Source organism: Microbulbifer sp. ABF4_107, from assembly GCF_056312215.1.
Map to the genome: position 1 here is coordinate 461674 of NZ_CM149983.1, position 19970 is coordinate 481643.

The 19970-nt window shown below is 58.7% G+C and carries 20 protein-coding genes and 2 tRNA genes; 21 read left to right on the forward strand and 1 reads right to left on the reverse strand.

Annotation, left to right across the window (positions count from 1 at the left end):
* Nucleotides 1–27: 27 nt before the first annotated feature.
* From ACYX4K_RS01765 to nadA, 16 genes are all read left to right on the forward strand, one after another.
* Complete coding sequence (locus ACYX4K_RS01765; RefSeq protein ID WP_475093807.1) at nucleotides 28–771, forward strand: YebC/PmpR family DNA-binding transcriptional regulator; 744 nt, start codon at nucleotides 28–30, stop codon at nucleotides 769–771.
* 152 nt (nucleotides 772–923) lie between these two features.
* Entirely contained in the window at nucleotides 924–1454 is a 531-nt protein-coding gene (gene ruvC / locus ACYX4K_RS01770; protein ID WP_156035173.1) for a crossover junction endodeoxyribonuclease RuvC, read from the forward strand.
* A gap of 437 nt (nucleotides 1455–1891) precedes the next feature.
* Nucleotides 1892–2503, forward strand: coding sequence for a Holliday junction branch migration protein RuvA (ruvA, locus tag ACYX4K_RS01775; RefSeq protein WP_475093806.1), 612 nt, complete (start codon nucleotides 1892–1894; stop codon nucleotides 2501–2503).
* 25 nt (nucleotides 2504–2528) lie between these two features.
* Nucleotides 2529–3548, forward strand: coding sequence for a Holliday junction branch migration DNA helicase RuvB (gene ruvB, locus ACYX4K_RS01780; RefSeq protein ID WP_475093805.1), 1020 nt, complete (start codon nucleotides 2529–2531; stop codon nucleotides 3546–3548).
* A gap of 165 nt (nucleotides 3549–3713) precedes the next feature.
* The gene (gene ybgC, locus ACYX4K_RS01785; protein ID WP_475093804.1) at nucleotides 3714–4127 is read left to right on the forward strand and encodes a tol-pal system-associated acyl-CoA thioesterase; all 414 of its coding nucleotides are present in this window, start codon (nucleotides 3714–3716) and stop codon (nucleotides 4125–4127) included.
* Nucleotides 4124–4816 carry a protein TolQ gene (gene tolQ / locus ACYX4K_RS01790; protein ID WP_475093803.1) on the forward strand — a complete coding sequence of 231 codons (693 nt, stop codon included), beginning with the start codon at nucleotides 4124–4126 and terminating at the stop codon, nucleotides 4814–4816. Before ybgC ends, tolQ begins: the two co-directional genes overlap by 4 nt.
* A gap of 35 nt (nucleotides 4817–4851) precedes the next feature.
* Complete coding sequence (tolR, locus tag ACYX4K_RS01795) at nucleotides 4852–5283, forward strand: protein TolR (protein WP_475093802.1); 432 nt, start codon at nucleotides 4852–4854, stop codon at nucleotides 5281–5283.
* 19 nt (nucleotides 5284–5302) lie between these two features.
* Nucleotides 5303–6049, forward strand: coding sequence for a cell envelope integrity protein TolA (tolA, locus tag ACYX4K_RS01800; RefSeq protein WP_475093801.1), 747 nt, complete (start codon nucleotides 5303–5305; stop codon nucleotides 6047–6049).
* Nucleotides 6049–7344, forward strand: coding sequence for a Tol-Pal system beta propeller repeat protein TolB (gene tolB / locus ACYX4K_RS01805; RefSeq protein ID WP_475093964.1), 1296 nt, complete (start codon nucleotides 6049–6051; stop codon nucleotides 7342–7344). Before tolA ends, tolB begins: the two co-directional genes overlap by 1 nt.
* 134 nt (nucleotides 7345–7478) lie before the next feature.
* Entirely contained in the window at nucleotides 7479–7955 is a 477-nt protein-coding gene (locus tag ACYX4K_RS01810) for an OmpA family protein (RefSeq protein WP_475093800.1), read from the forward strand.
* Between the two features lie 9 nt (nucleotides 7956–7964).
* Complete coding sequence (gene ybgF / locus ACYX4K_RS01815) at nucleotides 7965–8798, forward strand: tol-pal system protein YbgF (RefSeq protein WP_476178751.1); 834 nt, start codon at nucleotides 7965–7967, stop codon at nucleotides 8796–8798.
* Between the two features lie 182 nt (nucleotides 8799–8980).
* Nucleotides 8981–9679, forward strand: coding sequence for a 7-carboxy-7-deazaguanine synthase QueE (gene queE, locus ACYX4K_RS01820; RefSeq protein WP_475093798.1), 699 nt, complete (start codon nucleotides 8981–8983; stop codon nucleotides 9677–9679).
* A gap of 49 nt (nucleotides 9680–9728) precedes the next feature.
* Entirely contained in the window at nucleotides 9729–10403 is a 675-nt protein-coding gene (gene queC, locus ACYX4K_RS01825; RefSeq protein WP_475093797.1) for a 7-cyano-7-deazaguanine synthase QueC, read from the forward strand.
* A gap of 151 nt (nucleotides 10404–10554) precedes the next feature.
* Nucleotides 10555–10630 (forward strand) — tRNA-Lys (locus tag ACYX4K_RS01830).
* 122 nt (nucleotides 10631–10752) lie between these two features.
* Nucleotides 10753–10828 (forward strand) — tRNA-Lys (locus tag ACYX4K_RS01835).
* Between the two features lie 219 nt (nucleotides 10829–11047).
* Nucleotides 11048–12127 (forward strand): quinolinate synthase NadA, encoded by a 1080-nt coding sequence (gene nadA, locus ACYX4K_RS01840; RefSeq protein WP_475093796.1) that lies wholly within the window; start codon nucleotides 11048–11050, stop codon nucleotides 12125–12127.
* A gap of 209 nt (nucleotides 12128–12336) precedes the next feature.
* Here the strand turns inward: nadA and ACYX4K_RS01845 are convergent, their stop codons facing one another.
* The gene (locus ACYX4K_RS01845; protein ID WP_475093795.1) at nucleotides 12337–13854 is read right to left on the reverse strand and encodes a M48 family metalloprotease; all 1518 of its coding nucleotides are present in this window, start codon (nucleotides 13852–13854) and stop codon (nucleotides 12337–12339) included.
* A 164-nt stretch (nucleotides 13855–14018) separates the two neighbouring features.
* Here ACYX4K_RS01845 and ACYX4K_RS01850 point away from each other — a divergent pair, with 164 nt between their 5' ends.
* The 5 genes from ACYX4K_RS01850 to ACYX4K_RS01870 all read left to right on the forward strand — a co-directional run bounded on the left by ACYX4K_RS01850 (nucleotide 14019) and on the right by ACYX4K_RS01870 (nucleotide 19926).
* Nucleotides 14019–14291 (forward strand): sulfurtransferase TusA family protein, encoded by a 273-nt coding sequence (locus ACYX4K_RS01850; protein ID WP_475093794.1) that lies wholly within the window; start codon nucleotides 14019–14021, stop codon nucleotides 14289–14291.
* A 100-nt stretch (nucleotides 14292–14391) separates the two neighbouring features.
* Complete coding sequence (locus ACYX4K_RS01855; protein ID WP_475093793.1) at nucleotides 14392–15492, forward strand: AI-2E family transporter; 1101 nt, start codon at nucleotides 14392–14394, stop codon at nucleotides 15490–15492.
* A gap of 129 nt (nucleotides 15493–15621) precedes the next feature.
* Nucleotides 15622–16725, forward strand: a complete 1104-nt coding sequence (locus ACYX4K_RS01860) for a phosphoribosylaminoimidazolesuccinocarboxamide synthase (RefSeq protein WP_475093792.1) — start codon at nucleotides 15622–15624, stop codon at nucleotides 16723–16725.
* 179 nt (nucleotides 16726–16904) lie between these two features.
* Nucleotides 16905–19307: a marine proteobacterial sortase target protein gene (locus ACYX4K_RS01865; protein ID WP_475093791.1), complete on the forward strand. Its 2403-nt coding sequence runs from the start codon at nucleotides 16905–16907 to the stop codon at nucleotides 19305–19307.
* Nucleotides 19308–19311: 4 nt separating this feature from the next.
* Nucleotides 19312–19926: a class GN sortase gene (locus tag ACYX4K_RS01870; protein WP_476178752.1), complete on the forward strand. Its 615-nt coding sequence runs from the start codon at nucleotides 19312–19314 to the stop codon at nucleotides 19924–19926.
* Nucleotides 19927–19970 lie beyond the last annotated feature (44 nt).

The window sequence follows — 19970 nt, forward strand, 5'->3', positions numbered from 1 at the left end:
TATAGAACAAAGACCGGAGATTTATCGATGGCAGGACACAGTAAATGGGCCAATATCAAACACCGCAAGGCCGCCCAGGACGCCAAGCGGGGTAAGGTTTTCACCAAGATCATTCGCGAGCTCACCGTAGCCGCGAAAGGCGGTGCCAACCCGGATGACAACCCCACACTGCGCGCCACCATCGATAAAGCCCTCGGCGCGAACATGAAGCGCGACACCATCGACAAGGCCATCGCCCGCGGCGCCGGCAATGCCGATGGAGAAAACTACGAAGCGGTTACCTATGAAGGATACGGCGTTGGTGGTGTAGCGGTACTGGTGGAATGCCTCACCGACAACCGCAATCGCACCGTAGCCGAAATCCGCCACGCGTTTACCAAGCGGGGTGGCAACCTGGGTACCGACGGCTCCGTTGCCTACCTGTTCGCCCGCAAGGGCCAGATGTATTTCGAACCCGGCGTTGATGAAGATGCGCTGATGGAAGCGGCTCTGGAAGCCGGCGCCGAAGATATCGAAACCAACGATGACGGCAGCATCGAAGTCACCACCGAGTTCACCGATTACATGTCGGTAAAAGATGCGCTCACCGAAGCGGGCTTCAAGCCGGACAATGCCGAAATCGCCATGATCCCATCCACCACCGTCCCCATGGATAAAGACGGGGCGGAAAAGGTAATGGCGCTGGTGGATATGCTGGAAGACCTGGACGATGTGCAGAATGTCTACTCCAACGCCGATATCCCCGAAGAAGTGATGGCGGAACTAGGTTGATCCTTGTCCGCTACACGGCTTCGAAAATGCCCCGCAATCGCGGGGCATTTTTGTAACTGACCGTGCAGATCTGCTTCCCGCCTTGACGCCCAGTCCTCACCTTGGGAAACTTCCCGTCAACAATTGTATAAATGTACAGGGGGCAGCCTGCCGTGACCCGAATTCTGGGCATCGACCCCGGCTCACGCAAAACCGGTTACGGCCTGATTGACGTCGAGCGCTCCAATGCCCGCTACGTCGCCAGCGGTGTGATCAAGCTCCCCGACGGCCCGCTGCCCGAGCGCCTGAAGCTCATATTTGACGCCGTCAGCCAGATTGCCCAGCAGTACCAGCCGCAGCAGATGGCGATCGAAAACGTGTTTATGTCGAAAAGCGCCGGCTCTGCGCTAAAGCTCGGCCAGGCCAGAGGCGCCGCCATCGTCGCCGCCACCCACGCGGATCTGCCGGTCTCGGAATACGAAGCGCGCAAGGTGAAACAGGCCGTGGTAGGCAACGGTGGTGCGGACAAGCTGCAGGTGCAGCACATGGTCAAAACCCTTTTGAAGCTGCCGGCTTCCCCGCAGGAAGATGCGGCGGATGCTTTGGCCGTTGCCCTGTGTCATATGCATACGATGCAGACGTTGATTCAAACCTCTGCCGGGAGTCGCACTCGGTTTCGTCGTGGCCGGCTTAGTGTTACTTGAGTTTGGCTTCGGGGGTGCGATGGGTTTCGTGGTACGCAGTCGGGACGTTGGGTGGCGGCTCCGCTACCGGTGACACCTTCGCGGGACACGGGCTAGGCGCCCCCCCGTAAACCCATCCCTGGGGGCTCGGCTGCGGCCATCCAGGCCGCAGACGGTCCCGCGAAGGTGTCCCCGGTATCGAAGCCTTAGCGTCTTGGCTCGAAATACTTGGGTTGCACCGGGTATACCCCGTGGTTGGATAAACAACTTCGGTGAGAATTTAAGGCGCTGCTGCCGGTAAAGGTTTGCCAGACCTTCTGCGAGAGGGACCTCGCGGAAGAGCCCCCATGGATGGGTTTACGGCGTGTCTGGCAAACCTTTACCGGCAGTAGCGGCGCCACTGAACTAGAAAAATACGGACCACCGGACTTAAAGGTTCGGAGGAAAAAGAGAACAACATGATCGGAAGACTCACCGGCAAACTGGCCGCCGTGCAGCCCCCGCAATTACTGGTAGACGTGCAGGGTGTGGGCTACGAAGTGCTGGCCCCCATGACCACCATCTTTGAACTGCCCCAGCTGGGCGGTAGTGTGCAGTTGCATACCCATCTGGCGGTATCGGAAACCTCCCAACAGCTGTTTGGTTTTATCCGCGAAACCGATCGTCAGCTGTTCCGTACCCTGATCAAGGTCAACGGCGTCGGCCCCAAAATGGCCCTGGCCATCCTGTCCGGCCTCGACGGCGCCGCACTGGCCCGTTGTGTGGCGGATGACAATGTGAGCGCATTGGTGAAGGTACCCGGCGTGGGCAAGAAAACCGCCGAGCGTCTGATTATCGAACTGCGCGGCAAACTCACCCCGCAGACCGGCGACCTCGGCGATATCCCGCTGATGTCCACCAACGCCGAACCCAAAGTCGATCACAGTGGCGAGGCCGAAAGCGCCCTCGCTGCCCTGGGCTACAAGCCCACCGACGCCACCAAAATGGTTGCCCGCGCCGCCAAAGAGCAGCCCGAAGCCGACAGCGCCACTCTTATCCGCCTGGCACTGAAAAGCATGGCTCCGGCCTGATACCGTATCCATTTGAGAATTCCCCGTGATTGAAGCCGACCGCCTGATCGCCCCCGAACCCCAGGGTCCAACTGGCCAGGAAGAGCAGTACGACCGCGCCGTGCGCCCCAAAACCCTGTCCGACTACGTGGGTCAGCCGGTGGTGCGCGAGCAGATGGAAATCTTTATCCAGGCTGCCAAGCTGCGCAAAGAAGCGCTCGACCACACCCTGGTATTCGGCCCCCCGGGCCTTGGCAAAACCACCCTCGCGAACATCATCGCTGCGGAAATGGGTGTGGCAATCAAGACCACTTCCGGCCCGGTGCTGGAGAAGGCCGGCGATCTCGCCGCCATCATGACCAACCTCGAGCCCGGGGATGTGCTGTTTATCGACGAGATTCACCGCCTCAGCCCCCACGTGGAAGAGGTGCTGTACCCCGCGATGGAAGACTATCAGCTGGACATCATGATCGGGGAAGGGCCGGCCGCGCGTTCCATCAAGCTGGATCTGCCGCCATTTACCCTGGTGGGCGCTACCACGCGTGCCGGGTTGCTGACCTCGCCGCTGCGGGATCGCTTCGGTATTGTGCAGCGCCTCGAATTTTATTCGGTGGAAGATCTCACCAGTATTGTCGCCCGCTCCGCCGGATTGATGGGCGTGGCGATGGATGAGGGCGGTGCCCACGAAGTGGCGCGCCGCGCCCGCGGTACCCCGCGTATCGCCAACCGCCTGCTGCGCCGGGTGCGGGATTACGCCGAAGTGAAAAGCGACGGTCATGTGTGTGCGGAAACCGCGGACCTGGCGCTGAATATGCTGAATGTGGATGTCCGTGGCTTCGATCAGCTCGACCGCCGCATGCTGCTCACCATGATCGAGAAGTTTGACGGCGGTCCGGTGGGGGTCGACAGCCTGGCGGCGGCAGTCAGCGAGGAACGCGATACCATCGAGGACGTGCTGGAGCCCTACCTGATCCAGCAGGGCTACCTGACCCGCACCCCCCGCGGACGGGTGGTGACTGCGCTGGCCTACGAGCATTTCGGCATTCCCAAGCCGGACCGAAGCTGACGCGCAATTGTCATTGACCACACCTGACGAAGCGGTCTAGTTGCTGTAGCATGTCCTGTTAGCGCTGGTAGAGGGCTTCAACTGCGGTTGAAATCCTCCCGACGTGCCCCAAACCGCTATCAACAAGAAAAAGTCAGTTCGCGGTCGGCGAGTTAAGGACGGTGCGTGTCAGAACCCTTCAATATTCCCATTCGCGTCTATATCGAGGATACGGACGCTGGCGGAATTGTTTATTACGTCAATTATTTAAAGTATATGGAGCGCGCGCGCACAGAATTGGTCCGTGCGCTCGGCTATGATAAACCCGCGATGCCGCAGCAGGGTTTGTTGCTCGTGGTGCATTCAGCGGCGGTTCAGTACCGCCGGTCTGCAATACTCGACGACGAACTCAGAGCCAGCGCCGAGGTCGGTAAAGTTGGTCGTGCCGGCGTCACCTTTGAGCAGAAAATCTGGCGCGGTAATGAAATTATTTGTGAGGGCGTGGTCAAAGTGGCCTGCGTGGACGACGCAAGCCGCAAACCCTGCGCGCTCCCCGAATCCATCCATCAAGCATTGAAGGCAGCGAGTCAACATTCATGAATGCCGGTGAACAACTTTCCCTGTGGGGCCTGATTTCCAGCGCCAGTCTGCTGGTGCAACTGGTTATGCTGATGCTGCTACTGGCCTCGGTCATATCCTGGGTCATGATTATCCAGCGCGGCACCTACCTGTCCCGCGCACGCAAGTCCATGATCAACTTCGAGCGCAAGTTCTGGTCCGGTTCCGACCTGAATCAGCTGTTCCGCGATGGAAACGCCGCGGCCGAAAGGGGCAGGATCGACGGCGTGGAATCCCTGTTCCGCGCGGGCTTTACCGAATTCACCCGCCTGCGCCAGCAGGGCAAGAGCAGCCCGGCGGCAGTCATGGAGGGCACCGAGCGTGCCATGCGCGTGGCCATGTCCCGTGAGCAGGAAAAGGTGGAAATGAATCTGCCGTTCCTCGCCACAGTCGGCTCCGTCAGCCCTTATATCGGCCTGTTCGGCACCGTGTGGGGGATCATGAATTCCTTCCGCGGCCTCGCCACCATGCATCAGGCCACCATCGCCACTGTTGCGCCCGGTATTTCCGAGGCCCTGGTGGCAACCGCCATGGGTCTGTTTGCCGCGATTCCCGCGGTAATGGCGTACAACCGTTACTCCGCCAAGGCGGAATGGCTGCTGTCCAGCTACGAGACCTTTGCCGAAGAGTTCTCCTCCATCCTGCACCGCAAAGTGCATGCCGCCGGCTAAGGCGCTGACCGCAACGCTGTGCAAAGAGCTGAATCATGAGCAATTTTCGCAAAGCCCCGAAGCGCAAGCTGGTCTCCGAGATCAACGTGGTGCCGTACATCGATGTGATGCTGGTGCTGCTGATCGTATTTATGGTGACCGCACCCCTGCTGATGCAGGGCGTAAAAGTGGATCTTCCGGACGCGCCATCGGCGCCCATAGACGATACCGATGATGAGCCGCTGATCGTGTCGGTGAAGGCCGATGGCACCTACTATCTGAATCTTGGTGACGAAGAAAAAGTGGCCAAGCCGCTGAAAGAGATCAAGGATACCGTGGCGAAAGTCTTGCGCCAGAAGCCCAAGACGCCAGTACTGGTGTGGGGTGATACCGACGCCAAGTACGGCCTGATCGTGGGCGCCATGACGCACCTTCAGCAGGCCGGCGCCCCCAGTGTGGGGCTGGTCACCGAGCCACCGTCGGAATGATCTGGAGCCATAAGCAAGTATGAACCGCTCCTATGGTCCGGCCATTGTTATCAGTGTTGCACTGCACGCGTTGTTGGTCGCGGTGTTGACCTTTGGCTGGGCGGCGGAACACAAGCGCGAGCTGAAGCCGATGCCAAAGTTTGTGCAGGCCAAGCTGGTGCAGCTGGAGTCCAAGTCCGATAAGCCCAAGGCGCCGCCCAAGGTCGACCTGCGCGAGAAGCGTCGCCAGCAGGAGCTCGAGCGTCAGCGCAAGGCGGAGGCCGAAAAGAAACGTAAGGCTGCTGCCGAGCGCAAGAAAAAAGAAGAGGCCGAGAAAAAGCGCAAAGCCGAAGAGGCACGCAAGGAAAAAGAGCGTAAAGAGGCCGAGCGCAAAGAGCAGTTGAAGCAGGAGCGCAAGAGCGCGTTTGAAGACGCGCTTGAGGACGAAGAAGCGCTTCAGGATGCCAGTGACGATTCCGCCGCAGTTATGTCGGTTGCCCAGGCGATCCGCCAGCGTATTGTGCAGGTGTGGAGCCGCCCACCCAGCGCCCGCAATGGCATGGTTGTCGAGGTGCAGATCAACTTCGTGCCCACCGGCCGTGTCGTGGCCTCTACCATTACTAAAGGTAGTGGCAATGCGGCAGTGGATAGATCCGTGCTGACCGCGGTCAAGAAGGTAGAAGTTTTCCCTGAAGTGGAAAAGGTGGCGCGAGAGGAGCCGTCACTGTTCGAGCGCCAGATTAGAACCACCAAACTGATATTCAGAGTCGAAGGCCTGCGCCAATGATGAAAAAAACAGTCTCTCTTCTCTTTGCCACTTTGCTTGGCTGCGTGCTGGCGGTTTCCGCCCACGCCCAGCTGGTGGTGGAAATTGATGATGGCAATGACAACCCCACCCCGGTGGCGGTCGTGCCATTTGATTGGGCCGGCAGCGGAGTACTGCCGGAAGATGTGTCTTCCATCATCTCCGCCGACCTGCGTCGCAGCGGCCTGATCGCCCCGGTTCCCAGGGAGGATATGCTGTCTTTCCCGAAGACCCCGGAGGAGGTCAGCTTCCGCGATTGGCGGATGCTGGGCACCGAATATGTGGTCACCGGCCGTATGCAGCCTCAGGCCAACGGTTACCTGCTGAGCTTTGATCTGGTGAACATCTTTGGTCAGCGCAAAATGTTTACCAAGCAGGTTACTGGTGGCGCCGAACAGCTGCGGGACATCGCCCATCGCGCCGCCGATGAGATCTTTGAAGCGATCACCGGAATTCGCGGAGCTTTCGGCACCCAGATGGTGTACGTGCAGGAAACCCAGCGCGGTGGTCAGCCCAGCTATGCGCTGATGCTGTCGGATATCGACGGTGCCCGCGCGCGTCAGATTCGTCGTTTCAGTGCGCCGGTGATGTCACCGAGCTGGTCGCCTACCGGCCAGGAAGTGGCTTATGTGTCTTTCGAGACAGGCCGTCCGGCGATCTTCCGTGAGAACATTCGCACCGGTGCTCGTCAGCAGCTGACCAACTTCAAGGGGCTGAACAGTTCTCCGACCTGGTCCCCAGATGGTTCCAAGCTGGCCATGGTGCTGTCGAAAGACGGTAACCCCGAGATCTATGTGCTTGATCTGGCATCGGGCCGCTTCACCCGTATGACCCGCCACTTCTCCATTGATACCGAACCGAACTGGATGCCGGATGGAAAATCGCTGGTTTTCACTTCCGACAGGGGAGGTAAGCCACAAATTTATCAATTGACTCTTGCCACGGGTCAAGTAGACCGCTTAACCTTCGACGGCGACTACAACGCGCGTCCGCGGGTATCTCCCGATGGCAAAACGCTGGTTATGGTGCATCGTAGCAGGGGGGTATTTACTATCGCTACGATGGACATCGTATCCGGTCAAATGCGTGTCCTTACGGAGACGCGCCTGGACGAATCCCCGAGTATTGCGCCCAATGGCGCGATGCTGATGTACGCCACCAAGCGGGGGAGCAAGGGTATTCTAGCTGCGGTGTCGCTGGATGCCGGAGTGAAATACAGCCTGCCCTCTCAGCAGGGGAATGTCCGCGAGCCGGCGTGGTCGCCTTACTTTGATTGATGCAGTACCTGGCGCATTTCTTATTTTTTTGCGGCAAGTGTGAGATCAAACAAATAAGAAGAAGCGAAACCCTGATTTAATCCCGGGTTTTACCCCTTACAGGATTTCTCGATAACACTAAAGCGGAGTTGTTTATGTTCAAATCAGTTAAAACCGGCTTGGGTCTGGCGTGCGTACTGGCAGTAATGGCCGGTTGTTCCAGCACCGACACCGATGACAGCGCAAACCAGCAAGTAGTTCAGACCCCGCCTCCGGTGGTTGAAGACACCACTGCGACCGAAACCGCAGTTCCGCTGGACAACGTCGTTTACTTCGACTTCGACCAGAGCCTGCTGAAGCCTTCTACTCGTGAGCTGCTGATCAAGCACGCTGACCGTATGCGCGGCGCCGCTGGCACCGTTCGTCTGGAAGGCCACGCTGACGAGCTGGGTACCCGTGAATACAACCTGGCACTGGGTGAGCGTCGCGCCAACGCGGTTCGCGACTTCCTGGTACTTCAGGGCGTAAACGCTGCCAACCTGGAAGTGATCAGCTACGGCGAAGAGCGCCCGGCTTCTGACGGTTCCAGCGAGAGCGCACGCGCAATGAACCGTCGCGTGGTAATCAACTAATCTAGAAGCATGCAATTGTCTTTTTTGATTAGAAGTATCGCGATAGCCGCAGCCGGTTTGGCTGCGGCTTCGTCCGTATTCGCGCAGGCTCCGGTGGTGGATCTGTCCAGTGGCAGCTCCGTTAACCAGGGCACTGCAACCCCTCCTCCCCCCAGTTATCCACAGCTGGCGGCACGTACCAATACCTCGGCAGGTAATCTGCAGGCGAATCCCCAGGCGGATGCCTACTACCAGATGCAGGTTCTGCAGCAGGAAGTTCAGGAATTGCGTGGCGCGGTGGAGGAGCTCAGGCACGAGGTCAAGCGGTTGCGCCAGCAGCGCACCGAAGACTACATGAACCTCGACCGCCGTATATCCAAGCTTGATGGCGCAGCGCCGGCGGATGGTGCTCCATCCGGGAATGAATCCGGTAACAGTGCCGCAGGCAGCGAGCCTGCCCCGATTGCTGGCGGTGGTTCAGCCCCAGAGGCGAGCGAAAGTGAGCGCGACCGCTACCAGGCGAGTTTCGGCCTGGCCCGCAACGGCGATTACGCAGGGGCCAGTAAAGCGTTCAAGAGCCTGCTGGAGGATTATCCTAACGGGCAATACGCTCCCAATGCCAACTACTGGCTGGGGGAAATCGCCCTGGTGCAGGGGAACATTGAAGAGGCCCGCACCTGGTTTGTGGCGCTTCTGGACGGTTACCCCAACTCAAGCAAAGTGTGGGATGGCCGCTACAAGCTGGGTACCGTGTACCATCAGCTGGGCGACAACGCGAAAGCTAAAGAGCTGCTGGAGCAGGTAGCAGCGAGCGATCAGCGCGCCTCCAACCTGGCCAAGCAGTACCTCAAAGAAAATTTCTAAGGCCGCTTTCTCTGTGGCCTGACAACCTCGCCGGCAGGGGAGGTTAAACCAGCGGTGCTGGTTTTGTGATCAAAAAAACTCTATGATCCCGCGCCCGGAGGGTACTAACCCTCCGGGCGTTTTTGTATGTGCCGGCGCGCGCAAATCGCCTGTCCGGACAATTTCTACGATCTGAGCGGTATATGGCCGAGTTGAAGACTGAATCAAACCGAGCTGGAAAAGCTGTGGACCTGACCGCAGAGTCTCTGCGTATCAGCGAGCTTTTTTACTCGCTGCAGGGAGAGGCCCGCGACTGTGGCCTGCCCACGGTGTTCGTGCGTCTGACCGGCTGCCCGTTGCGCTGTACCTACTGTGATTCCGAGTATGCCTTCTACGGCGGCGAGCGCATGACGCTGGCCGAGATCTTGCAGAAAGTGCAGTCTTATCCGGCGCGCCACGTGTGTGTTACCGGTGGCGAGCCACTTGCGCAACCCAACTGTATCCCGCTGATAAAGGCTCTGTGCGATGCCGGCTACCAGGTTTCTCTGGAAACAAGCGGCGCAATGCCGGTCGATCTAGTGGATGAGCGGGTATCCCGTGTGGTCGACCTGAAGACTCCGGCCTCGGGTGAGCAGGGGCGCAACCGCATGGAGAATATCCCGCTGCTGACCCGCAAGGACCAGATCAAGTTTGTGATCTGTGATCGTGGCGATTACGACTGGGCGCGCTTTACCCTGGACCAGTACCAGCTTGCCGAACGCGTGGGCGAGGTGCTGTTCTCCCCCAGTTACGAACAGCTGGCCCCGCGCCAGCTGGCGGAGTGGATTCTCGAGGACGGGCTGCCGGTACGCATGCAGATGCAGCTGCACAAGCTGTTGTGGGGCGATATCCCGGGCGTTTGATTCCAGTTTCAACTTCTTCTCTACTAAACCGAACCCAATTGGCAGAACTATGAGCAGCAAAAAAGCAGTCGTACTACTCTCCGGCGGTCTGGACTCCGCCACCGTCCTGGCCATGGCCCGGGCAGAGGGATACGAGTGTTTTGCCCTCGGGTTTGACTACGGTCAGCGTCACAGTGCCGAACTGATGGCCGCCCAGCGCGTCGCGGCCGATTTGGATGCCCGCGAGCACAAAGTGGTCAAGCTAGACCTTCGGGTCATCGGCGGCTCCGCGCTGACCGACGACAGCATCGATGTGCCGGAGGAGGAGACATCCGGTATTCCCGTCACCTACGTGCCTGCCCGCAACACCGTGTTCCTGTCCATTGCGCTGGGCTGGGCCGAAGTGCTGGGCGCGCAGGATATTTTTGTGGGTGTGAATGCGGTTGACTATTCTGGTTACCCGGATTGTCGCCCGGACTACATTGATGCCTTCGAGAAAATGGCCAATCTGGCAACCCGCGCCGGGGTCGAGGGTAACAAGCTGACTATCCATGCACCGCTGATGAAGATGAGCAAGGCGGATATCGTCAAGCGCGGCAGTGAGTTGGGTGTGGACTACAGCCTGACGGTAAGTTGCTACCAGGCACTGCCCAACGGTGCAGCCTGTGGTCGATGCGACAGTTGTCGCCTGCGCGCCGCCGGTTTTGCGGAAGCAGGCCTGCACGATCCAACAGTTTATGCCTGAACAGGTGGGTTTTCGCGGAAGGACCGGGTGCCGCAGAGCGCGCCAGTCGGGGGTCTAAGCCCTTATATTTGTTAGAAATTTTTTTGTAACCGGGACTTGTGTTTTCGGATTAGATCCGTAAGATACGCAGCTCCTCAGGTAGAGGGGTCAAGGGTCGTTAGCTCAGTTGGTAGAGCAGTTGGCTTTTAACCAATTGGTCGCTGGTTCGAATCCAGCACGACCCACCATCTTCCCTCCTGTACCGGCATTCCGATTCTCTGATCGAACCGGTGCTTATTAAAGAACTCGTAGCAAGTGCGGGTTATACAAGTAGTTTTGCCTTTCTCCGTATGAGATTCGGCAGTCTTAAGGGTCGTTAGCTCAGTTGGTAGAGCAGTTGGCTTTTAACCAATTGGTCGCTGGTTCGAATCCAGCACGACCCACCATTTCCTTAAGTCTCCCCCCATTTAATTTGCCTCGCACACGCGATATTGCTGCCTCCTCCTGCGTCGTTTCCCGCATCGTCTCCCGCAATAGGCCACCTTAAAATGCCTCTGAATACAGGCACTGTGCAGGGATTGCGAGCCGAAGATCGGCGAATTGCTCATGTACCGGTATAATGCCGGCCCTTTCCGTCAGTACGCAGAAACTTCACGCAAAAAACTATGACAGACAGTAGCGAAAAAATTGCTTCCAGCGCCCCCGCACCGAACGCCATCGATGCCCGCGATTTCGTGCAGGACCACCTGACACATCCGGGGATGCATGAATACAGCGCAGAGGAACTGGACTTGTGGCGCGAGCGTATCAAGCGCCTGCTGAAAGAGCAGAATGCGGTACTGGTTGCACACTACTACACCGATCCGCTGATTCAGGCACTGGCGGAAGAAACCGGTGGCTGCGTATCCGACTCCCTGGAGATGGCGCGCTTTGGCGCCCAGCATCAGGCCGAAACCCTGATCGTTGCCGGTGTGAAGTTTATGGGGGAGACGGCCAAAATCCTGACCCCACACAAGCGCGTATTGATGCCGACTCTGGAGGCAACCTGCTCTCTGGATCTAGGCTGCCCGATTGATGAGTTTTCCGCGTTCTGCGATCAGCACCCGGATCGTACCGTGGTGGTTTACGCGAACACTTCTGCTGCGGTAAAAGCCCGCGCAGACTGGGTGGTGACGTCCAGCATTGCGCTGGATGTTGTGGATCACCTGGACAGCCAGGGCGAAAAAATCCTGTGGGCGCCAGACAAGCACCTCGGTAGCTATGTACAGAAGCAGACCGGCGCCGACGTGTTGCTGTGGGATGCCGCCTGTATCGTGCATGAGGAATTCAAAGCCAAGGGCGTGGCTGATTTGAAGGCCATGTACCCGGAAGCGCTGGTGCTGGTACACCCGGAATCCCCTGCGGCGGTAGTGGAGTTAGCGGATGTGGTGGGCTCCACTTCGCAGATCATCAACGCCGCGAAAACCCGTCCCAACAAGCAGTTTATCGTCGCCACCGACCAGGGCATTTTCTACAAAATGCAGCAGCAGTGCCCGGACAAAGAACTGATTATTGCGCCTACTGCCGGCTCCGGTGCCACCTGCCGCAGCTGCGCAAATTGCCCGTGGATGGCGATGAACTCCCTGGAGAATCTGTGCGGGGTACTGGAACGCGGTGACAACGAAATTTTTGTGGATCCAGAGCTCGGCAAGCGGGCGATGATGCCACTGCAGCGGATGCTGGATTTCCGTAAGCCCTTGGATTAATTCGATTCAATGCTGAATGCTGTAAATCGAAGGTAAAGTGGCGGGGATCCGTTTTCGAAAGCGTCGGCGACAGGGATGTCGCCGGCGCAGCGTACAGGGATGTATTGAAGGGGGGCGCCTAGCCCGGTTCTGAAAACAGATACCCGGTGCTTTACCGCCACCGGGTTGGTTTCAAACCACCGTACTCAGAAGTGGAATAAAGCCTTTCTTTACAGCTCCTTAGCCTTCTCCTGCATCTTGATCACATCTTTCATGCGCTGTTCCAGAATCGCATGGGTCTGGTAATCGTTTTTCGCCAGACGTACACCGTGGCGCAGGTGTTGTAGCGCCTTGTCGAACACGCCGTTCAGGATGTAATACTCCGCACGGGCCTCGTGCACGCCAACAATATCCCCGGCCAGGCCGTGAGTTTCCGCCAGTAAATACCAAACCGCCGGATCCTTGCGGCGCACACGGCTGTGTTTCTTCAGAATGCGCTCCGCCGCCAGGTAGTTGCCCGCTTTGAAGTGCGCGTTGGCCAGGCCCATGATCAGCGCGTGGTTTTTCGGGCTGTTATCCACAGCCTGCTGCAAGCGTTTGGTGGCACTGGTGTAATCGTGACGGGCCAGGTCGATATCCGCGCGCGCCAGGATAAAGGCGTCCTTGTCAGGCTCTTTGTCCAGCAGGGGCTGCAGTGTATCGATGGCGGTGTCCGGTTTGCCGGCGGAAGTCTGGGCCAGGGCCAGGCCGTAGCGGGCGGCGTCTTCGTTGTCGTTGATGCCGCGCAGCTCCGCCTGAAAGCGTTTCACCGCCTGCTGGGGGGTGGCCTCGGCGGCGACCCGGATGCGGGCGCGCATCAGGTGGTATTCGCGGCTGTCCCGCAGGGGCACTTTTTCCATGCGGTTGGCGCGCAGCTTGGCATCGGCAATCCGTTTCTCGGTGACCGGGTGGGTCAGCAGGAACTCCGGCGGGCGGCGGTAGTAGCGGGTGGCCTTGAGCATCTGCTCGAACATCTCGCCGGCGGCCTGTGGGTCCATGCCGGCCTTGGCCAGGGTTTCGATGCCCACGCGGTCGGCTTCCTGCTCGTTCTGGCGGGAAAAGCGCAATTGATTGTCGAGGGCGGCGGCCTGGGTGGCAGTCATGGCGGCGAGGCCCGCATCGCCGCCGGCGGTGGCCGCAAGCACCAGGGCGCCGAGCATACCCGCCAGTGTCGGCAGGGTGCTATTGCGCTGGGCCTCCAGGGAGCGTGCGTAGTGGCGCTGGCTCAAGTGCGCCAGTTCGTGGGCGAGCACCGAGGCGAACTGGTCTTCGTTCTCGGCAAACAGAAACAGGCCGGTGTGTACACCGACCACACCGCCGGGTACGGCGAAGGCGTTCATGGTCTCGTTGTTGACCACCACCACGTCCAGAGACTTATCCTCTAGGGGGCTGTACTCCGCCAGGGATTTGAGCGAATTCTCCACATATTGCTGGAGCAGGGCGTCACTGGAGGTGCGCACCTGGCTGCGAAACATGCGCAGCCACATGCTGCCCAGCTCCTTCTCGCGCGCGCGGGATACCAGACCACTGCTGGTGTCCCCGAGCATAGGCAGCTGGATATGATGGTCGTCCTGGGCCGTGGCTGCGATTGGCGCGGCGGTCAATACCAGGCCGGTAGCCACGCTGGCGGCGAAACCGGCGGCGCGCCGGCGCAGTCGCGCGCAGCCGAGTCGGATTCGGTATCTGAATGCTGTGAGGTTCTCGGTCATAATCTAACTGCGCCTGCCGGGTTTCCTGCGGCTAACACTATACGTAACCCTGTGAGACTGTCGAGGTTTTGATCAATTCTGGGGCAAAAGGTTCTGCCTCATGACCCATTGACCAGACGTGGCCGTTATAATTCGCGGCATTAACGGTTCTTTACCGCATTTTTATGACCACGACTACACAACAGGCCGCACTTCGCCAGGATGTCCGTTGGGAGGATGCCTTAAGGGTAGATGCCTCCGGGCTTCCCTGCCCGCAACCGCTGCTCGCCATGCGCCGCGCATTGAAGCAACTGGCGCCGGGAGAGCTGCTGCACCTGATCACCACGGATCCCGCATCCCGGCGGGATATTCGCAGCTTTTGTGACTTGAGTGGTGTACCTTTGGCGCGTGTCGAAACGGACGGCGAGTCCTTTCATTTCTGGTTGCGGCAGATCTAATACGCTGAATCATTGGTCACGAAAGCGGGGCACAGCCTCTCTCGCTGACCGATCAAATCATCAAACACACTTCCATCGGAGTCTCGAGAGAACAGCTTTTATGTATGCGATTGTTAAGGGGTGGGTAAATCGCTATTTCGGTCAGGAAGAGGTGGTGCTGCTGGTACTGCTGTTGCTGGCCGCCATGATCGTCCTCGCCACCCTTGGTGGCGTGTTGGCGCCGGTGCTCGCAGCACTGGTGATTGCCTTCCTGATGCAGGGCATGGTGCAGCGGCTGGAGTCGTGGAAGGTCCCGCACTGGTTGTCGGTGACCATTGCCTGTCTGGTGCTGGTGGGGACCATTGTCGGCCTGTTGTTTGTGGTGATGCCGATTATATGGCGTCAGACCGCGCGCCTGTTCGCCGAACTCCCGAATATGATTGCCAGTGGCCAGGACCTGTTGATCCTGCTGCCGGAACAGTACCCGCGCCTGGTTACCGCCCAGCAGATCGACGAGATCTTCAGCACCATTGGTAGTGAACTGGGCAATTTTGGCCAGACGGTGCTGACCTTTTCCCTGGCGAATATCCCGGTACTGGCGGCGGTGCTGATCTATCTGGTGGTGGTGCCTATCCTGGTGTTCTTTTTCCTCAAGGACTCCAACAAGCTGCTGCGCTGGTGTGCCTCCTTTCTGCCCCACCAGCGTCCGATGCTGCGCCAGATCTGGTACGAAATGAACGACCAGGTGGCCAACTACGTGCGTGGCAAGGTGATTGAGATTGCCATCGTGACGGTGGCCAGCTACATCGCTTTCCTGTTGCTGGGGGTAAATTACGCCCTGTTGCTGGCGGTGGCAGTGGGACTTTCGGTGCTGATTCCCTATATCGGCGCGGCGGTGGTCACCATCCCGGTGGCGGCCATCGGCCTGTTCCAGTGGGGCTGGAGCAGCGAGTTTTTCTGGCTGATGTTTGCCTACGGCATTATCCAGCTGCTGGACGGCAATGTGCTGGTGCCTATCCTGTTTTCCGAGGCGGTCAACCTGCACCCGGTGGCGATTATCCTCGCGGTACTGGTATTTGGTGGTATCTGGGGCTTCTGGGGCGTTTTCTTTGCCATCCCCCTGGCAACCCTGGCCAAGGCTATTCTCAACGCCTGGCCCACCAGTGAGCACCAGAAGGAGTGGGCGCGGGAAGCGGCAATGACCGGTTCTGAAGAGCCCTGAACCGGTGTGTTCGTTACTGTTTCAAGAATCCGCGGTTTGCTAGAATCCCGCGCCTGAATCTCCGGCCCCGCTTTCGCGGGGCTTTTATCTACTATCTGTCTATATCCGTTTAACGGCATAGGAAAGTCCATGAGCCTTGCTGACAAAGTCCTGGCGGTGAATAACGACCTCCCCATCCGCACCGACAAGCCCGTGCACAGCGGCAAGGTCCGCTCGGTGTACTGGCTGACCGAAGCCGACAGCGCGCGCCTGATCAAACAGAAAGGCTACCCGGTAGCGGCGGATGCGCCCCTGGCGGTGATGGTGATTTCCGATCGCATGTCCGCGTTCGACTGTATCTGGAAGGGCGAGAACGGCCTGCGCGGTGTGCCCGGCAAGGGCGCGGCACTGAATGCGGTGGCCAATCACTGGTTCAAGCTGTTCAAGGAGCAGGGCCTGGCGGACAGCCATATTCTGGATATCCCGCACCCGGCGGTGTGGATCGTACAGAAAGCCCGCCCGGTGATGATCGAAGCCATCGCCCGCCAGTACATCACCGGCTCCATGTGGCGCGCCTACAGCAAGGGCGAGCGGGAATTCTGTGGTATACAGATGCCCGATGGACTGCAGAAAGACCAGAAGCTCCCCGAGCTATTGATCACCCCGTCCACCAAAGGCATTCTCAAGGATATTCCCGGTGTGCCGGAAGCGGACGATGTGAACATCACTCGCAGCAACATTGAAGAAAACTTTGCCGCATTCAATTTCAACAGCGCCGGTGACATCGATCGTTACGAGACGCTGTTGAAAGAAGGTTTCGATGTGATCTCCTCGGCGCTGGAAAAGCTGGATCAGGTTTTCGTCGACACCAAGTTCGAGTTTGGCTATGTGACCGATGCCGAAGGCAACGAGAAGCTGATCTATATGGACGAGGTGGGTACGCCGGATTCCTCCCGTATCTGGGACGGTGCCGAGTACCGCAATGGCAAGGTTGTGGAAAACTCCAAAGAGGGTTTCCGCCAGGCCCTGCTAAATCACTTCCCGGACCCGGATATCCTGCTGAACAAGGATCGTATGGACGAGCGCAGTGCGCTCGCGCGGGATAACGAACTGCCGGAATCCATGTTGATGGAAGTCTCCAATACCTACGTGGGTATCGCCGAGAAAATCATTGGCGAGAAGCTGGTGATTTCCGACAACCCGAAGGCAGAGATCGTTCAGGTGCTGCGCGACCAGTACGGCTTGATCGACTGAAGCCCGTTACTACTCGTCATTTTGAAACCGGCCTTTGCGCCGGTTTTTTATTTTTATACGGCCCTAAAATACACCCCGCCATAATTTGCCATATTTGACCCGCGATACGCCCGATTTCACCCCGGGCTCTGCCCGATTGCCTGTGTTTAATGCCTCCATCAACCAATCTGGAGGCTCCCGTGAACCGACCGTTTTTCCACGCGCCACGCATCGAGCGCGATCTGCTGATACTCCCCACCGATGAATACTACCGGCGCCGCTACCGCAAAAATCGCACCGGCAGCTGGATGTTGCTGGTGGTTACCGCACTTGCGGTGTTGCTCGCGGCGCTCGGAGCCAACGGAGCCAAGGCAGCAGAGGGCGTGAATACAGAATACGAACCGATAACGCTGGACGATGCCGGCAGCGGTGACCTTCTGTTTTCTGGCGATGTGCCGGGTCAGTATGTGCCGGCGATTCACCTGGGTACCGAAGTGGATATTCGCGTGCGTGGGCTGGTGGCCGAGGTGCATATCCAGCAGTCCTTTTCCAATACCAGCAACGACTGGCAGGAGGCGGTGTACGTGTTGCCGCTGCCGGAAAATGCCGCGGTCAACGGAATGGAAATCGTCGTCGGCGAGCGCCGCATTGTGGGCAAGGTACGGGAGCGGGAAGCCGCGAAAAAGGTCTACCGGCAGGCGAAGGCGGAGGGCAAGCGCGCCGCACTTCTGGAGCAGCAGCGGCCCAATCTGTTTACCAGCCGCGTCGCGAATATTGCACCGGGAGAGAAGGTAGCGGTGGAAATCCGCTATTTGCAGAACCTGCGTTTTGACAGCGGCCAGTTCAGCCTGCGCCTTCCCAGTACACTGACCCCGCGCTATATGCCTGGCACGCCCACGGCCTCGCAACAGGATGTGGCATTAAATGCGCACGGCTGGTCACTGCCCACATCTGAGATACCCGATGCCGAACTGATTTCTCCCACCATGATACCGATGCCCGAGTTGCAAGCGCGCGGCAGCCACCAAATGTCCATTGCCATTGATCTCGGTATGGGACTGCCGCTGGCGGATATTTTCAGTCCCTACCATGAAGTCAATTTTCGTCGCCAGAGCGACCACCAGTATCAAATCGAATTGAAAGAGGGTTCCGTTCCCATGGATCGGGACTTTGCCCTGCACTGGCGGCCACAAACATCCGTCATGCCATCTGCGGCAGTGTTTGCGGAGCAGTCTGCAGATGCTTCCGCGCAGTATCTCCAGTTGTTGCTGCTGCCTCCACACCAGTCTGCGGCCACACAAAAACTGCCGCGAGAGGTGGTTTATGTGGTGGACACCTCAGGTTCCATGAGCGGCGTTTCCATCCGGCAGGCAAAGGAGAGCCTGTTGTTGGCACTGTCTCGGCTGGACGCTGCGGATCGCTTTAATGTGATTGAATTCAACAGTCACCACCGCTCTTTTTATCCGCGCCCGGTCAGTGCAACGCCGGACAATATTCAGCGAGCGCGGGACTGGGTGGAATCCCTCGAAGCCACCGGCGGTACCGAAATGGCCCCCGCATTGAAAGAAGCGCTTTCTCAGCAGCTGGACGAACAGGCCGGCGAGCTGGTGCGGCAGGTCATTTTTATTACCGATGGCGCGGTAGGTAATGAGCGCGCGCTGTTTGAAATCGTGCGCCAGCGACTTGGTCAGGTGCGCCTGTTTACCGTGGGCATAGGTTCTGCGCCCAACAGTTTCTTTATGACCAAGGCTGCGGAGTTTGGCCGCGGCAGTTTTGTACAGATTGGCGATCTCGGTGAAGTGCAGACGAAAATGGGCCAGCTGTTTGAAAAGCTGGAAAATCCACTGGTCACCGATCTCCAGGTGGAATGGCCGCAGGGCATCAAGGTAGAAACCTATCCAAAGCAGCTGCCGGACCTGTATCGCGGTGAACCGGTGCGGCTGGTGGCACGAGTTGAGGGCCAGCAACTGGGTAATCCTTCCAGTGGTGAAGTCGTGGTTAGCGGCCGCCTGGCGGGCAAGCGATTTTACCGGACCATTTCTCTGGGCCAATTGGCGGTCGATAACGGCGGACGTGAAATTGGCAGCCTGTGGGCGCGCTCGAAAATTGGTGCGCTGCGTGATGAGCAGCAACAGCGTGGCCCGCTGACGTCGTCAACACGCGAGGGTGAAAAAGCCGAAGACCCGATCAAACAGGAAATTATAGGCCTCGCACTGGCCTATCAGCTTGCCAGCCCTTACACCAGCTTTGTTGCGGTGGAGGAAACGCCCGTGCGTCCGGCTTCAGAGCGCTTGAAGTCTCATGGTGTGCCTAACGCCGTAGCGCAGGGACAGGTGCTGCAGCGTATGACCTATCCCTCAACGGCGACCGGCGTTTACGGTCAACTGCTGACGGCACTGCTGCTACTGGGATTGGGCGGTGCGCTGCGTGTTCGCGCACAAGTGGTGCGCGTTGCTCGCCGCATACTGCGTCGGTGCATGCCGGATGTGCGCCGCTGCCGGACTCGCCTCGATCAGTTTCTGGCGCGACGCCTGACGGTTGCTGCACTGAAATACCGCGAAGCGCCTGTACGCACCGGCAATGCCCGCCCGGTGGAGGTTTGAGATGATGGCGCTGCGGATTCTGAAACACTGGCTGCCGGTTATTCTGATGGGCGCGGGTATCTGGCAACTGGGTAGCGGCGGCTGGATTCTGGCTAAAGCAGAACTGGCCCAGTACCTGATCAGCGATGCGTGGCAGCGTCAGTTGGCCAGTGGGGAAGTGCAAAAACCCTGGCCCTGGGCGGATACATGGCCGGTGGCACAAATAAAAATGGGAGAGGATAAACCGCTGATGGTATTGCGCGGTACCAGTGGACAGGCGCTGGCGTTTGGCCCGGGTATGCTGGATGGTGCGGGCGAACCCGGGAAGTTATTAGCACCGCGCACGACCGTGGTTGCGGCGCACCGGGATACCCACTTCAAAAATCTCGATAAGTTGCAGCCGGGCCATGTGATTCAACTTCAGGATCAAAGCGGACGCTGGCACAGCTTCCGAGTCAATGGGACAAAAGTGGTTGATAGCGAAAAAGAACGTTTGCCCATCGTTGCCGCGCCGGACCTGCTGCTAGTGACCTGTTATCCGTTTAACGCGATGCGCGTTGGTGGGCCTTTGCGCTATCTGGTGCACGCTGAATATGTAGAGCCGGAACCCAGGGGGCAGACGTCGACCGTACATCTGTAAAAATACACACAAAAAAAGCCCCGGCGGAAGCGCCGGGGCTTGAT